We start from the raw sequence: 15730 nt of genomic DNA, 5'->3' as shown, positions 1-15730 counted from the left end.
ATATCCGGCGTGCCATAGCGTAATGGCTATCAGTTAATCGCTATTGTTCCGCCCTGAATTTTCTGGGCTTTCTCTGCTTGAGAAGTGACATATTTGGCTTTCGTTGTAATGCGTCCATCACGCCCGCTATAACGCGTTTGCGTCTCACCACTTCGAACAACAAGCTCTTGCTCCGTCTCAATGACCATCTTTTTAGCTCTGAGAACAAACTCTTCTGACTCATCAAGGATCGAGAAAAAAATGTCCGTCACTAAAGGTAAGCCCAAATCATCATTCAAAAATTCGATGCGACAACTGAGTTGGTTGTCGATCGCCATTTGCAGCTCACTGCTACGAAAAGCCCGGCCCAATCGTGCAGTCAGTGGCTGATTAAATGGGTTACCTTCAAAATCGACTCGGACACTATTGGTCGATTTATTAATCGCGACTATGGTTCCAAAACGCGAAAAGCAAGCCGTTGGTTTGGCTTGCTGCTCCGTGATGGTTTCTACATGAATACGTTGTTTTTCCATCATTAATTTATCGCTACGTTGCCACCTTTCACTACAACTTTATCGCTGCCTTCAATGGTGATTGCAGAGCCTGTCAATTTAATTGAACCATCACTATTCATGACCAAAGAGGAGCCCCCTGTTTTCAAGACAATTTTTTCGCCACTGATTATCTGCGTTGCCCCATCAGCTTTGTACGAAGTGTTACCTTTCACGGAAACCGTTAGGTTGCCACCAACCGTTTGATTGTCATCCGCACCAACATCAGAGTTTTTCGAAGCCCCGACCGTTAAATTACTGTTCTCACCCACATCAAGATCGTCATTTTTGCCAATCTTTGTCGTGCGGTTATCTCCAATTTCTAAATCAGAGTTATTCTTTACGTACTGGGTTTCATTCGCGTTGTATGTAACGCTGACATCCTGCTCAACAGTCTCAGTGAAAGTGCTGTTAACCTGAGTCGTTTTGTGACCATCAATGGTTTCTTTATGATCACCGTGGACATCATTTGTTTGGTGCCGAGCAACTTTCAGGAACTCGTCCTGACCAATATCTCGATAACGGTTGTTAAGCACCTTAGTCGACATGTCTTTTTGAGCGTGGATATAAACTTCTTCTTGATTCGCTTCATCTTCAAAGCTCAGTTCGTTATACCCTGCCCCTTTGTGTGTCTGAGTGCGGAAAGTCGTACGTGTTTTATTCTCAGGTAAAGAATAAGGAGGAAAGTGCAATCCATTGTAAACAGCCCCAGTAACCAATGGTCGATCTGGGTCGCCTTCTAAGAAAGTAACCACAACTTCATGCCCGATACGCGGCAAGTAAACCGCTCCCCATGTTGGTGCTGCCATTGACTGACTAACGCGAATCCAACAACTTGAATGCTCGTCATTTTCGCCATATCGGTCCCAATGGAATTGGACTTTTATTCGGCCAAGTTTATCAGTGTAGATCTCTTCACCGGCAGGGCCTACAACTACCGCAGTCTGCGGACCATCCACAACGGGCGCTGATAATTTGGGTGCTCTGAACACAACATCACGCGGTATGCAGGAGAAATGGTTGTGGTAAGTGGTTGGCATACCACTTGTTTCATCTTCATGCACTTGAGGGTCTTGCCCAGTATGCACAACAGATAACATGATGTAATCGCGATTAATTTCTGAACGTGGGTGTTCGCTGATGTTGAAGCTATAACCCGTCGCTAAACGCATTACATCACTACTTGCTTCGACTTGTTGGTTATCAACGATATGTTCTGACATCCATTCGGTTGTTCTCACCTGCCCCATGGCCGGATCAAAATAGCGCCCAGGATAATCAAATTGCTTGAGATCTTGGTCTAAATCACCCGCATTCGTCATTTCCTGAGGAATTTTAGGATGTTCATAGTTGTAGTCGGTATAAGTTACATGGCCCGTACGTACTCGATTCACTAACTCGAGATCGGTGATATGCTCTCTGTCTGCAACTCCACCACCATCGGCGTGGTAAACCACCGGCCCTAAGTAAGAAGAATTCAAAGGCGTGCTTAAAAGCGGCGCGATAGCATCATTACTATCGACAATCACCATAGTGTGATTGGTATCAGTATGCTCAAAGTAATACCACATACCGTGTTCAGACATGATTCTCTGCACAAAGTGAAGATCAGATTCACGGTACTGCAAAACGTATTCTTTAGGAGGATAAATGCCTGAAAGCTCAAGACGATAGTCAGTAACTGAAGCGTCATCTAGCACTTCGGTTATGATATCTGACGCAGATTTTTGTTGGAAAATTCGGCAATCTTGACGCTGAGTTAGGAACCATGCCTGAGGCACGAGTACCAACTGATAACGCGAAAATCGACGCCCTGAGCCAAGGTATCGTACTTCATTCACGACACCGTTGAACACTCGCGCAGCACCAACGCCTTGACCATAAAGAGTCAACGAACCTGCCTTACGAATAAGCTCATCAAACGAAATATCTGGATCAAGTGAAAGTAATGAGAGACTGATATGAAAAGGTTTAGAAAGCTCTTCGGTTACCTGAAAGCTCTCGACCCGAAATTCATGTCCACATCCAGGCACTTCAAATTTAAATTCTACGTCATTCACCATATCTTTTACCTGATACAAATAATGGAATTAGGGCCAACAAATGTTGGCCCTGAATCTTTGCACGAAAAGCGATTATGCTTCGCGTGGAGCACGCCAGTCGTCGTTACCTGCAGTACCACAGTTTTCGTGAGTTACTTCAATTGCGCGGTAAGTAAACTTAAGAACTTCTTCTGTCACGCGATCAGCCGTTGCTGCATCTTGACAGTGGTTCATGCGAGTTTGAATATCAACAAGTAGTGCATCAATCAATTTGATTGAGTAGTAGTGCTCTTGCTTACCTTGCACTGATGTGCGGTAGAAGCGAATTACACACTCAGGTAGCTTCTCGCCAGATACAAGTGCGTTGAACAGAAGCGGAGAAGAACGGTCTTGAACTTTAGTTACAACTACTGGGCGGTGTACACGCTGACCTGTAGGCTGGCCGCTTTGTGGGTCACGTGGAACAGTTAGCACGTGGTCAAGCTCTTGCACTAGGAACTCATCAACGTGAGCTTCTTGCCAAGTGTTACCTACAGAATCTGCAGAGTAAGTATCTTTAGTAATGTGACCTTGAGTTTCACCGTTGATAGACATATATGCTGGAGTTGGCATCGCTATTTCCTTTTTTAAAATCTAAATTTGTTAAATCACCAAATCGCTTATCACCGCGACTGATTAATACTTATCAAACTCCATGCCAACTTTTAAAAACCATAAAATACAACAAGTTAGGAAAAATTCAGCATTAATATCTAGTTTATTAATTACAACTTCTTGGATAAAAAAACAAAAAATTGAGCAGCAATAATAATAAATTGAATTAGATCTAGAAAGTGAAAATAACCACTAATTTTATTTAAAAATAAGTTAATTAGACTACTAATTTAGTGAAAGTGTCGGTGATTATATTTAAAATAACAACTTAGGGAATGTTATTTTAAACAAACACCCTATTACATATATTAAAATCACCAAAAAATACTAGGCAAAATATCGCAGCTTAAAAAGAAGATCATCAAGTTTAGTATAATAGAGGCTATTTCTTTCCTCTAACTAATAACATAAGTATGATTAATATAAATCTCTCTTCATTAATACAGCGTCTACACCCAATTGCAAAAGTAGCATTAGAAGACGCTGCTGCACTCGCAGTCTCTGAAAAAGCAAACGAAGTTCAAATCGAGCACTATTTGCTGAGTCTATTAGAAAGGCCAAATAGTGATTTCGACGTCTTATTAAGTCACTTTGATTGTTCTGAGAACTTATTAAGGCAATCAGTTCGATCAACTCTTGATACCAACGCTAATGGAAATGGTAGCAAGCCCGTTTTTTCTGCTTTACTGATCGAATGGTTACAAGAAAGCTGGTTAGTTTCTTCTTTAGATCTTTCCGAAACACAAATCCGATCCGGTGCTCTACTTCTTACTTTAGTCAGTAACCCACTACGCTACGGACAACACGGCTACGCATCGATCCTCGAAGCCGTCAACCCAGACAGCCTAAAGCGTAACTTTGCAGAGCTCACCAGTCATTCAATTGAAGCCCAAGTGGCCACTTCAGAAACAACGCAAGCTCGTGAAGATGGCTCTGCATTGAGCAAGTTCACCACTGATTTCACAGGTAAAGCACGCAAAGGCGAAATCGACCCTGTTTTCTGTCGTGACCAAGAAATTCGTCAAATCGTTGATATTCTTGCGCGTCGCCGTAAAAACAACCCAATCGCGGTAGGTGAACCTGGTGTTGGTAAAACTGCCGTAGTTGAGGGTTTAGCGCTAAAAATCGTCCAAGGTGATGTGCCAGATAATCTGAAAGGCGTTGAGCTTTATGGCCTTGATATGGGCCTTTTGCAAGCGGGCGCTAGCGTAAAAGGTGAGTTCGAAAAACGTCTGAATGCTGTTTTGGATGAGGTGAAAAATTCCCCGACACCAATCATTCTCTTCATCGATGAAGCACACACTCTTGTTGGTGGTGGCAACCAAACCGGTGGAAGCGACGCAGCTAACTTACTAAAACCAGCACTAGCACGTGGCGAAGTAAAAACGATTGCAGCAACTACTTGGTCTGAGTACAAAAAGTACTTCGAAAAAGATCCAGCTTTGGCACGTCGTTTCCAGTTAGTCAAACTTGACGAGCCTTCACCAGAGCAAGCAGCACTAATCATTCGTGGTCTACGTCCGGCTTATGAGAAGTCACACAACGTATACGTACGCGACGATGCGATCACCGCAGCGGCGGCACTTTCTGCGCGTTACATTTCTGGTCGTCAACTGCCGGACAAGGCGATCGATGTACTTGATACCGCCTGTGCTCGCGTCAATATTAGTCTGAATGCCATTCCTGCTTCTGTAGAAACACTTCAACAAGAGCTTGCCGCTCAGCAGCGTGAACTTGAAGCGCTTGAGCGTGATGCCCTACAGCAAACAGGTGACAAGCATAGCCTTGCCGGTATTCCAGATCTCAAACTGGCGATGGAAGCAACCAAAGAAGAGCTAACAGAACAAGAAGCACAATGGCAGAAAGAGAAAGAGCAAATCCAAGAGATGATTGCTCTACGCTCTCGCCTGCACGAATTGGTTTGTGGAGAATCACAAGAAGAGGCCGCTGACGAAGACGCAGAGCAAGAAGTTTCTCCATACGCAGAAATGGATGAAGAAGCGGTTCGTATCGCTATTTCAGCTTGCCAAGAACAGCTAGAAGCGATCCGCGGTGGTAACCCACTGGTTCACTTTGAAGTTGGTCCAGATGAAGTCAGTCATGTCATTTCAGACTGGACGGGCATCCCTATGGGTAAGATGCTTCAAGATGAAGCTGAAACAACGCTTAAGCTAAAAGATAGTCTTACTCAAGCTATCAAAGGCCAAGATTTCGCGATTGATGCCCTTTCAGAAGGCATTCAAACAGCCAAAGCAGGCTTAGGTAACCCAGATGCACCTACAGGTGTATTCCTCCTTGTTGGCCCAAGTGGTGTAGGTAAAACCGAGACCGCGCGCGCTATTGCCGATCAAATGTTTGGCGGTGAGCGCTTTATGACCACCATTAACATGTCTGAATTCCAAGAGAAGCACACTGTATCTCGCCTAATCGGTTCACCTCCGGGCTACGTAGGTTACGGTGAAGGCGGCATGCTGACAGAAGCCGTTCGTCAGCGCCCTTACTCTGTGGTTCTTCTAGATGAAGTAGAAAAAGCAGATCCTGAGGTTCTGAATTTATTCTACCAAGTGTTCGACAAAGGTACGTTGAACGACGGTGAAGGTCGAACTATTGACTTTAAGAACACGCTGATCATCATGACAAGTAACCTCGCAACGCATGAGATCGAGTCTTTAGTCAACCAGTCGAAAGATATCGATGCCAACATCATTGCTGAGGCGATTCGCCCTACATTGAATCAGCATTTCAAACCAGCGCTATTGGCTCGTATGTCTGTACTGCCATTCGTACCGCTTTCTGATGAAGCGATGACGGAAATCATTCATCACAAGCTGAACAAAGTCTCTGAGCGTCTACAAAGCCACCATAAGTTGTCTTTGAGCTACGAAGAGAGCTTAGTTGAGTTTGTATTGGGTAACTGCCGTCTTGCAGAAACAGGGGCGCGCAACATTGATGCAGTAATTAACCGCCAGTTGCTGCCTCAGCTATCGACTCAGCTATTGGTGCACGACAAGGATGATTCACACACGCAAATCGCAGTCTCTGTCGATGAGCAAGGAACTCTCACCTATGCGTTCAGCTAACCATAGCGAACTGAGCAACGCCCTACTTGCGATCAGCCAATCTTTGGCTGATCGCAGCCAGTTGACCCAAACATTAGATGCCGTTTTAACTGCCGCAAGACAAATGACTCTCGCAAAGCACGGCATCATTTATGTTTTAGACCAAACTGGACAGGCGCTGATTCCAAGTACAGCTCATCACAATGACAAAGCCGTGGTATCCCACCCTTGGGATGCGTTACAGCTTGAGTCAGTCAGTGAAAACGATCCATTCAACTTTGCTGTACGCAATGGTGAAGTGGTGCTAATCAATGAACTGTACAAATACAACGGCTACGACTGCGAAAGCATTTATCAAACAGAGCAGACGCTCGGGCTAAAAAGCGAAAACCTGTTAGCTTGGCCTCTTATTGATAGCGAGACGAAAACCATTGGCCTGTTAGTACTAATGGACTTAAGCGTTATCGATAACGAAGCCGCATTAACGGAATTTTGTCGCATGGCTGCAAGTAATATTCGCCAAGCAGTTTGGTTAGAACAGTATGGGCAAGTGATTAAAAACCTAAACGCAGACAATCAAGCCCTTGTACGTGAAAACACTCAACTGAAAAAGCGCACCCAGAAAACCTACCAAGGCCCTATTGCAGAGAGCGATGAAATGCTCAATGTCTTAAGTCGACTTGATAAGGTTTTATCGCTACCTGTCGATGTGCTCTTAAGAGGCGAAACTGGCTCTGGTAAAGAGGTAATTGCTAAATACATTCACGATAACTCCAACCGTGCCGAGCAGCCTTTGATAGTACAAAACTGTGCAGCCATTCCAGAACAATTGTTGGAATCAGAACTGTTCGGCCACAAGAAAGGCTCATTCACAGGAGCAGATAAAGACAAGGTTGGCCTATTTGAGGCAGCAAACGGTGGTACGCTTTTCTTGGATGAGATTGGCGACATGCCAATGCTGTTGCAAGCAAAACTACTCCGTGTGCTTCAAGAGCGTAAGGTTCGCCCTGTTGGTGCGAGCAAAGAGATTGAAGTAGACGTGCGAGTTATCGCGGCAACACACTGTAATCTAATGCAGCAGATCAAAGATGGCGGGTTCCGCGCCGACTTGTTCTACCGCTTAAATGTGTTCCCCATTACGTTGCCTCCTTTAAGAGCACGTAAGTCGGATATCATTCCGCTTGCTGAGCACTTCGTTCAGCACACCACCAACACGTTAGGTTTACCACAAGCGCCCGGGTTGAGTGCCAACGTTCGTAAGCAGCTTCTGGCTTACGCTTATCCAGGAAATGTCCGCGAGCTTAAGAACATTATCGAGCGTTCAGTTCTGCTGTCTGATTTCGAAACCATTACCCATATTGAGTTTGGTGAGCAGATCCAAGAAGAACAGGTAAGCGTAGCTGCTGAAGTTGAAGCGCCACCTTTAGTGCAATCTTCTTACGAATCCGTACACGCTGACTCAGAAGATGGGGCAAAGGGCCTTAAGGAAGTAGTAAGCCAATACGAGCGTACGGTCATTTTAGACTGCTTGAATGCTTGTAACTGGCACACTAAACGCGCTGCTGAGCAACTGTCTTTACCTTTAAGTACACTCAACCACAAGATGAAGAAATACGATATTTCTGCTGCGGGTTGATGGGGAAACGGGAAACGGGAAACGGGAAACGGGAAGATTTTAACTTCTGTTTTAAGTGATAAAAAAGAAAAACCGCCCGAAGGCGGTTTTTTCTTATTTTCCATCAAGCAACCACTTTTTAAGTATTTGCGCTCGTTGCTTCGATAGCGGCATTTCCTTAGCTGCAGAGTAATCTTTCATCACAGGTTCTGCATGCATCCAAACACTCAAAGGGGTAGCTTTATGCGATATCTTGCTACGAGTTGAATTTGCCACATTGGAATCAGCATCGTCAGTCGTTCCCGCAGTATATTCAGAAATAGAGTTAAACTCCTTTTCATTCATTTCATACCATTTTGCGTTGTAGTGGATCTCCCTTGAATTGAACAACGTTGGCGCTGTTGTATCAACGGCTCTTACAGGAAGCTTCTGTGATGAGGCATTTAAAGCTAGTCCAGCTTTTCCATCTATGTCGACGCTTATAAATGGCTTCTCGTCTTTGCGCGCAATAAACGGTCGTAAGCCAACCATCTCTTTTCCTGCTGCATTAGTGTACTTCAACGAAATTTCGACTGCATATAAATCAGTATCCACAAAATCAGGCGTAAAATCGAATAAACTACCATCCTTAACCACGAGATCACTTACAAGCTTACTCATGTTGGTAGACAGATGATCCGATACATCATTCAGGCTTTGCGGTATTGATTTAGGTTTGAATGACACCTCTTTCTTCTCAAGGTTCACTTCGACCTTGCCTAATGGATACAAATCGATGTCTTGATGTTCAAAATTGTAGAAGCCTTCTGCGTCGTTTGCTTTCAGACGAATGTCCACGGGTAAACGGTGAGGATCAAACCCTCCTCGTTCAAGTGTTTGTTCAACATTTTCAACAGATTTTGTACTGACGATGAGCAACAGCTTCGTTGCTTTTTCAGAAGTATCATAAGATGGCTGCTTCTTCGTCCAACCAATCGCTTCCATTTTATCATCGTGCTCACTACCAGGGATCAGACTCTTCACGCTAGCGTCATAAATATATAAGTTTGCTTTGACGTCTGAAAATAGCTCTGGATACTCGACTGCCTTTTTTCCCGTTCTGGCTAAAAAAGTCTTCTCATACAAGAACTCATGCTCTTTAGACATAGTTAAATTAAAGATGGATGCCTTATTCGTGCTAGAAGTAATCACCTTACCGTCTTGAGTTTTAAATACGAGCTCTCTTTTGTATGTTAACTTTGATTCCGTTTTACTGACATTTGGTACACCAACCTCTAACAAGTAACGCATTACGTAAGCCGCTGATTGCTGCTCATCCACCTGACCAAACACTGACTTCCATTCTTTGCTACCGTAGTCATCAGCAATAGGCTTGATACCACTGATGATGTTGCATCCAAAGTAATACGTAGGGCTTACAACAACACCGTAGAGTGGCGTATCCGTCTCTATCATTTGCTTTTCTGTTAAATACGCTCTCTCAGTTTCAACTAATGATTCCAGTGCAATTTCACGAACATATTCAGTAGTATAAGATCCAAAATCGTCAAAAAACCTATTTTGTCTCACTGGTCTAACACCGACAGGCACAAGAGTAAGCAAACCTTCTTCTTTGAACTTGGTCAGCGTTTCATCCTTCATATCAAGAATAACAAGTACTCTAATTGGCATAGTCGGTGAAATTGTCTTACCCTGATTGACTAGTTTTTCAAGCGGATGCCAATTGTCGCCGACCTTAACTGAAACTATATGCTCTGAAAACATCGACTTATCAAGCTTAGATAAATCCGGGGCTTTTAATAGAGACTTTAGCTTAGTCAAGCTAGAGTCAGCGATGGTATGTATTGGACAAAATTTCTGATAAACCTGCGATTGTTCAAGCGCTTCCTCCCCCGTTTTAGACTGCTTTGCTCGATAGGTAACATAGCTCGTCATAGCAGAAAAGCTCAACACACTTTCTGAAGCACTGCGATAAATGTTCTTTGTCTCTAGCCAAGCTTCATCAAGGTGAAAAGAAGGAAGCCAAGTACCTCCCAGATCCCAATCATCACTTAGAAGATAAGTCTTTATGTAACCTTCAATATCAAGATCTCTTTGCCCTGATGTTAAGTGACTAACCGCGTGATACTGCGACACATAATTGGGCGCGGCCGTTTCTTTATTCATTTGAGCTTCAAGGAGTAGCAACCGTAACAACCCATTGAGTGCGATAGCACGTTTGATATATGCCTTGCCAAGTACACTTAACTCATTGAACGCAGGCAAATCACGATAAAGTAGCGCTTGTCCAACAACATCAAATTCAGAGAAACGTTTCTGTTTTTCTTTATATTCTTCTAGCTCTTTATTGAGGATTTTTGCTGCGCCGTTCAATGTCGAAACTAAGGTTTCACCTGACCAATACAACCCATATGCTAAAGCCGCTCCAGGACCCAGCATTGGCGCAGCAAAACCTAGTGCAATGTCAAAGGCTTGACCAGAAAACTTCCAAATCTCCTCATGGACTTTCACCTCTGCCAAAACTGCTTTTTGGCGATTTTTCTCAAGTGCTAACAGCCAACTTCTACAAGCTGGGTATTCGAAAGCGGAGTTAAGATAAAACTTCATTTCCGCTCGACGGCTTAAATGCCTATTACGCGTATCATTATCAGCAAAAACGCCTTTACCAAGCGCAGAAATGCGATGCTCCCACTTAATAGCATCTGCACCAAGCTCTTCTAAAATAGAAGATTTAAGCGCTGCAGCACGTTTTTCTGACAGTTTAGTGTTGTATTCCACCAAGCCGATATCACACGTATAACCTTCAACGTTCAACAACATTTCCGATTCTGTGGCACTCAGATACTTTGCCACTTTTTTTACTAGGTCCTTATCAGAATCGGCAAGTTTATCATTCGCACTATCAAATTCGAAAAACAGCGTGAGATAGCTTGCCTCGCCTTCTTTAGCCTGTTTTTTTTGTGACAACGGTTGACCATTTAGTAATACTCTGTGGCGTACACTTTCATCAGAGAATGCTTCAAGGAGCGCTTTTTTATGTTCCGCTTCAGACTCAAGCAAAACCTGACGATCTTTTTCATCACTCAGTGAAAGCGTAGAGATAACCGATTGTGTTTTCTGTCCATATTCTTTTGACTTATCGATATAGGCATTAAACGCCGTCTCAGAATTCTCAACACCTTTTGGGATTTCAAGACCGCTAGAAACAAGCTGCGCAAAACCAAAAGGCTTATCAAGCACATATTCAATAGCACGAACGGCCGGCTTTAAAGGGGTTAAGATCTTATCGTCAACTTTATGCCAAAAATGCCGTAACGCTGGTGGAATTGTATAAACGCTCGGTAAGGCATTCCCAAGGTGATTAGACCAGTTGAGGGCATTCGCTAAGTCAGTAATCGGTGCAAGTGTACCTTGCGCTGGTGGCTTAAGCTTTTGCGCAAAATCTAAGAACCCCTTTGCTTTGGCATCAATACCGACCGCGAGTTTTAACGCATTTAAGAGCTCATCTCCAGCTTGCTCCTTATTCAAACCCGCGCTGAACGCTTTATGGACCGTCGTCATACTGAATGGGTCCATCACGCCAGATGCTGAAGCTTCGATAACCCCTTTATAGTTCCCAATGGAGTTAAGAATATTAATCGACGGTTGAACACCTCTCGCGGCTTTGTTTTCGCTAGTGTAAGGTAGATTTTTACTCCAATCGAGCCAGCCTTTAAACGTATCTGGCGCATGTTGGAAAAGCGACTCTTCAACAGAAATAGGATCACCAGACACAATGATGCTGCGCCCTGCTATTGAATAGATAGGTAGGTGTAAAACTTGCTCAGACAAGGAGTAGCAATTGTTTGGGAGGCTTAACTCATCAACTTGGGCTAACCTCTCTTCCAATTGGCGTTTTTGATTTTCATCTTCGAGATCTAGGTTACCTTCCAAGTAAGCATTAATCGTATTTAAATCTATATCAAAGCGAACTAATTGCTTAATTTGTTCATCATCATCTAGATGACCACCTGTGATCCAAAATGTGGCTACATATTGGGTTACTTCCTTTGCAACGTCAGAGCCACTGGCCTGATTAGCAATATCAAAGTATGTTATCGGCCTCACTCGGCTGGTGATTTTATTGCCTATATCCTTAGCATCCCCTTTGATGATTAAGTTTTCAGGCTGTCCAGACAAAGTAACTTCCGCGCCCTCAAAATAGTCGGCTGAGAAGAATAAATTGATGGTCCAAACTTGAGGAATGCGCAGATAATAAAAATTATGTTTATAGTTTCCGCTATAAATCTGTTCATACAGGCGCTTATACGCGCCCTCTTCTTGCTGACCTAGTTCCTTTTCCGCTTCTTCGGCTTTATGGATAAAAAACTCGGCTAATTCGGGCGCTAAAAATTGTCTCTTGGATACATCCTTTTTCAAATCTTCTCTGATTTGCCAGCCACGCAAGCGTGAAACTTCAACTTCAGCGCTCGTAATAACGGTCTCTGTGGCTAATTGAGCTAGGCGTTTCGTCCAAGCAGTATCTCCAGACATAACCGCTGCCGGAATTAAGTAAGGTGGAATGTAGACAGGTTTTAGCTTCTTTTCCGCAGCCCTAGCAGAAATTAATAGTGGCGTTGAAGCAAGCTTGTTCCCATCAAGCTCTTCTACTGATTGAACCTTGGTGTTCCAACCTTGTAGCCTACCCGATGAATCACTGAAGTATAGTGGTGACTCATTCTTACTACTGCTACCATCCACAGTTTGACCAACTGTTAACTCTGGAAGGGCTAATGCAAAGCCGGGTAATGGATAGAGCCCATTGCCGTCAATTGCATCTCCAGTTGGTCCGACTAATTGCCCCATTAAATAAAGAGAGTGCTGTTCAATCTTAGCCCTAGCCATGATTACGCTCCTTAAGTACCGCTTTAGCTTTTTCTAGGTCAGCGTAGGTTGGCAATGGGTAGAGTGACTCACTCCAATTATCCGTCTCTTTATGTTCAATCACATAACGGCTAAAGCCAAAACCAAACGCAGATTTTTTTACACCTTTAGCGCCGTAAAGGTATAACATTTCTGTAGTAGGGCTATTCTCATTTGGCTGATGTAACACGCGTCTTATATTTCGACCATTAACAGGTACGAACCACATGTCACTACCGTTAAAAGCCAGCAGATCGACCGTAGCAGGGAAGTTGCCTATTTTTTCAGATGGCCTTCCCGAACGGTATGCCGCACCTCCGAGGCAGTAGAAGCCATCTCCATACGTACCGCCCCAAACATTACAATCGTAGCTATCCGGAGTAAAATCACCGCGATCGACCAGTTTTAAGGTTTTGGCATCGAACACAAATGTGTTCCCGCATTTTGGTACATCACTCTCCCCAAAAGTTTCGAGATACTCCTCTTCCTCTCCTTTACAGCCAAACCCCGCCAGACCGGGTTCGAAACTAAAATATATCGCCTGCTCTGACTGGCTCATATAAGGCTTGGCAAAAGAGGTCATGTAACGTGCGCCTGGACCATTTACATCGGTAAACTTCACTACCTCTTTTGTGCTTAACTTAACTAGCAGGAGTTCATCGTTTTTTTTCACAACAACTTGTGTGCTGTCTGTATCCCACATAATATCGTGACGAGTTGCACCATATTCCTCACTAATGTCAGTTATTTCACCATTACTTAGATCATACAACACGGTGCTATCTTTCTGAGGGATAACAAGGTAGCGGCCGTTTGGCGAGCGTGACATATATTTAGCATAATCAATCCCAGTATTAGGCGCGGGCGGCAATACCCCCTCAGGGATCAGCAATTGAGGGTTAGTACCATCAATGTTTAATGCCCAGTAACTGACCTTGGATTTATCTTCTCGGTTTTCAATAGTAAACAATATCTGAGGGAGCTTCACACTCTCAGTATTCCAGTCCGCTACCTTCGGGTTATTAGGGACTTCAAAAGAATAGCGGTATCGCCACTTACTTCCATCACTAAATCGTGTATTGACACGTGACTCTAATTGGTCCGCCAATAATTCTATTCGAGCTTTCTCATCAAAATAGGGTTTAGTGGCAATGTAACCAAAGCCGACGACAACAATGGTCGTCAAACCCAAGCCGAGTAATATTTTCTTTTTCATTCTTAATCCATTTTCTTGTGAGGTTACAACGACCAATCTAGCATTAATGACTCAAAACGTTGTTTTTCTTCTGTTGTCATACCTTTAGGCTTATCGTTTAACTGAGCCTTTGGCGGAGGTTCAGTAGCGTTCTCAGGTTCAGCAAATAAATCGTTGTAAGCGACCCGATCAAAAAGTATGTGACGACTGTCTGGGTCTTGGTCATGTACAAGGGACATAGTAAAGACCCCGTCCGATGGTAGCCCACTTAATAACGCTTGCTGCCAATCATGGTCTTCCCCTTCATAAAACTCTAAATCAAACACATCTTTATAATCGCTATTGTGATCGATCACATAGAGTGAATTCAAAGCGGTGATGCCTGACGTTCCAACATCCACCCGGAATAATAGACCACTGTTTTTTCCATCCACATAAGCAATTACGGTATTGCTTTGGTCATAGCTGCGAACTATGGCTTGTTGGTCGCTCAGCCATGGCATGTCGTCTTCGGTGACTTTGTGGATTGAAGCATTGTCTACATCGGAGGTGAATTCTTGTGCACTGAAAGATTGTTCGTCGCTGTAACTGCTTAATTCATCTAACGGTGTGCTTGATTTCTCGAGCAGAGCAGCATCCGATTCTAAAGCTTCAATTTGGGCAAAGCGCTTTTGCTTTGGTGAGAAAATGATCTTGAGTCCATTTTCCCCCTGTTGGGCTTCACCCGATATTTTGTAAGGTGCCCAGAAATGCGCCATGGCAAAACCGTTTGCGCTTCTTTGTATTACCTGAGGTGTGTCTTTTTTCTTTTCTTCTTGCTCTAAGGTACGGTAATACTCGACGTCAACATCTTGGTAGTAACCTTTCTCGGTTATGGCCATCTCTCGCCAAAGCTTCCCTTTCCAAAAAACATACAGGAAACCACCACTTAGATCGGAGGCTTTGGCTTTGTCTTTTCTGCCATCTAAGTAAGCCAATGGTCTCACAGGCACCAACACGTTACCCCACTCATCCATCTGAGTTTCTTTATCAACGGGTTGTAGGTCTTCTGCGAGTTTAAGCAAGATCGGTTGTGGTTGGTCGACACAAGGGATTTTGATGTAAAGTGTTTTGCCTTCTGTTTCTAGATCTTTAAAGGTTGCAAGGCTACGGTGTTTGTTCTCGGCATCCGCTTTGCCTACCGTGACCTTTTCTTTTTGCGCTTCTGTTTTACCCAACATCAAACAGGCAGCATTGCTAGACCACTGCCCTGCAAACTCTACTACGATTTTGTGGTCTGGGCTTGGCTCAGAAGGTACGTGTGTGTAATTGCGAACTAGCGCGACGTCGTCTGTTACCTGCTTGTAAGCAGCTTTGTAGACTTTGTTTTCAGTCGAAGAAGACACAGAGTCAATAACAGCTTTAAGCCTTGGGAAACTTTGCAATTGAGAATCGGTTAGTGGCGCTTTCCGAGAGAAAGTTGATAACCCTACCCAGTATCCCTTCCCTAACTCAGCTCTGATCGCAGCCAACAATCCGCTTGGTGACTTTTTAGCAGAGAGTGCGATTTTTTGCGCAAACTCTTTGGGGAGGTTTCTCAGGATGTCATCTGAATGCCGCAAACGCGAAAGCTGCCCTATACACTCATCCGGTGTAAGAACATAAGATAGCTCGTTGGACGATAGCTTCGAGCTTGGTATAAATTTGCAAACTAATTGCATGTGAATTCTCCACAACCGACATCATAAATAGGG

The 15730-nt window shown here is 43.8% G+C and carries 8 protein-coding genes; 2 read left to right on the top strand and 6 right to left on the bottom strand.

The genetic code is table 11. From position 1 onward, the window contains the following. Positions 1-29 precede the first annotated feature (29 nt). The 3 genes from IX91_RS04820 to IX91_RS04810 all read right to left on the bottom strand — a co-directional run bounded on the left by IX91_RS04820 (position 30) and on the right by IX91_RS04810 (position 3184). Positions 30-515: a hypothetical protein gene (locus IX91_RS04820; protein WP_004748726.1), complete on the bottom strand. Its 486-nt coding sequence runs from the start codon at positions 513-515 to the stop codon at positions 30-32. Continuing rightward, a complete protein-coding gene (gene tssI / locus IX91_RS04815; RefSeq protein WP_004748727.1) occupies positions 515-2593 on the bottom strand; it encodes a type VI secretion system Vgr family protein in 2079 nt (692 codons plus the stop codon). The genes IX91_RS04820 and tssI overlap by 1 nt, the downstream gene beginning before the upstream one ends. 72 nt (positions 2594-2665) lie before the next feature. After that, on the bottom strand, positions 2666-3184 hold the full coding sequence (locus IX91_RS04810; RefSeq protein ID WP_004748728.1) for an Hcp family type VI secretion system effector: 519 nt from the start codon (positions 3182-3184) through the stop codon (positions 2666-2668). 455 nt (positions 3185-3639) lie between these two features. Between IX91_RS04810 and tssH the strand changes: the two genes are divergently transcribed. Then, entirely contained in the window at positions 3640-6306 is a 2667-nt protein-coding gene (gene tssH, locus IX91_RS04805) for a type VI secretion system ATPase TssH (protein WP_004748729.1), read from the top strand. After that, on the top strand, positions 6293-7921 hold the full coding sequence (locus IX91_RS04800; RefSeq protein WP_004748730.1) for a sigma-54-dependent Fis family transcriptional regulator: 1629 nt from the start codon (positions 6293-6295) through the stop codon (positions 7919-7921). The genes tssH and IX91_RS04800 overlap by 14 nt, the downstream gene beginning before the upstream one ends. A 93-nt stretch (positions 7922-8014) precedes the next feature. Here the strand turns inward: IX91_RS04800 and IX91_RS04795 are convergent, their stop codons facing one another. The 3 genes from IX91_RS04795 to IX91_RS04785 are packed head-to-tail and all read right to left on the bottom strand — an operon-like array spanning position 8015 to position 15697. Next, positions 8015-12784, bottom strand: a complete 4770-nt coding sequence (locus IX91_RS04795; protein ID WP_004749072.1) for an OmpA family protein — start codon at positions 12782-12784, stop codon at positions 8015-8017. Next, positions 12777-14018 (bottom strand): hypothetical protein, encoded by a 1242-nt coding sequence (locus tag IX91_RS04790; protein WP_004743363.1) that lies wholly within the window; start codon positions 14016-14018, stop codon positions 12777-12779. The genes IX91_RS04795 and IX91_RS04790 overlap by 8 nt, the downstream gene beginning before the upstream one ends. A gap of 23 nt (positions 14019-14041) precedes the next feature. Continuing rightward, positions 14042-15697 (bottom strand): hypothetical protein, encoded by a 1656-nt coding sequence (locus IX91_RS04785; protein ID WP_004743362.1) that lies wholly within the window; start codon positions 15695-15697, stop codon positions 14042-14044. Positions 15698-15730 lie beyond the last annotated feature (33 nt).

Origin of the sequence: Vibrio tubiashii ATCC 19109 (genome assembly GCF_000772105.1) — a bacterium.
GTDB lineage: Bacteria > Pseudomonadota > Gammaproteobacteria > Enterobacterales > Vibrionaceae > Vibrio > Vibrio tubiashii.
The sequence above is the reverse complement of the archived record's forward strand: the minus strand, read 5'-3'. Positions and strand labels throughout refer to the sequence as shown.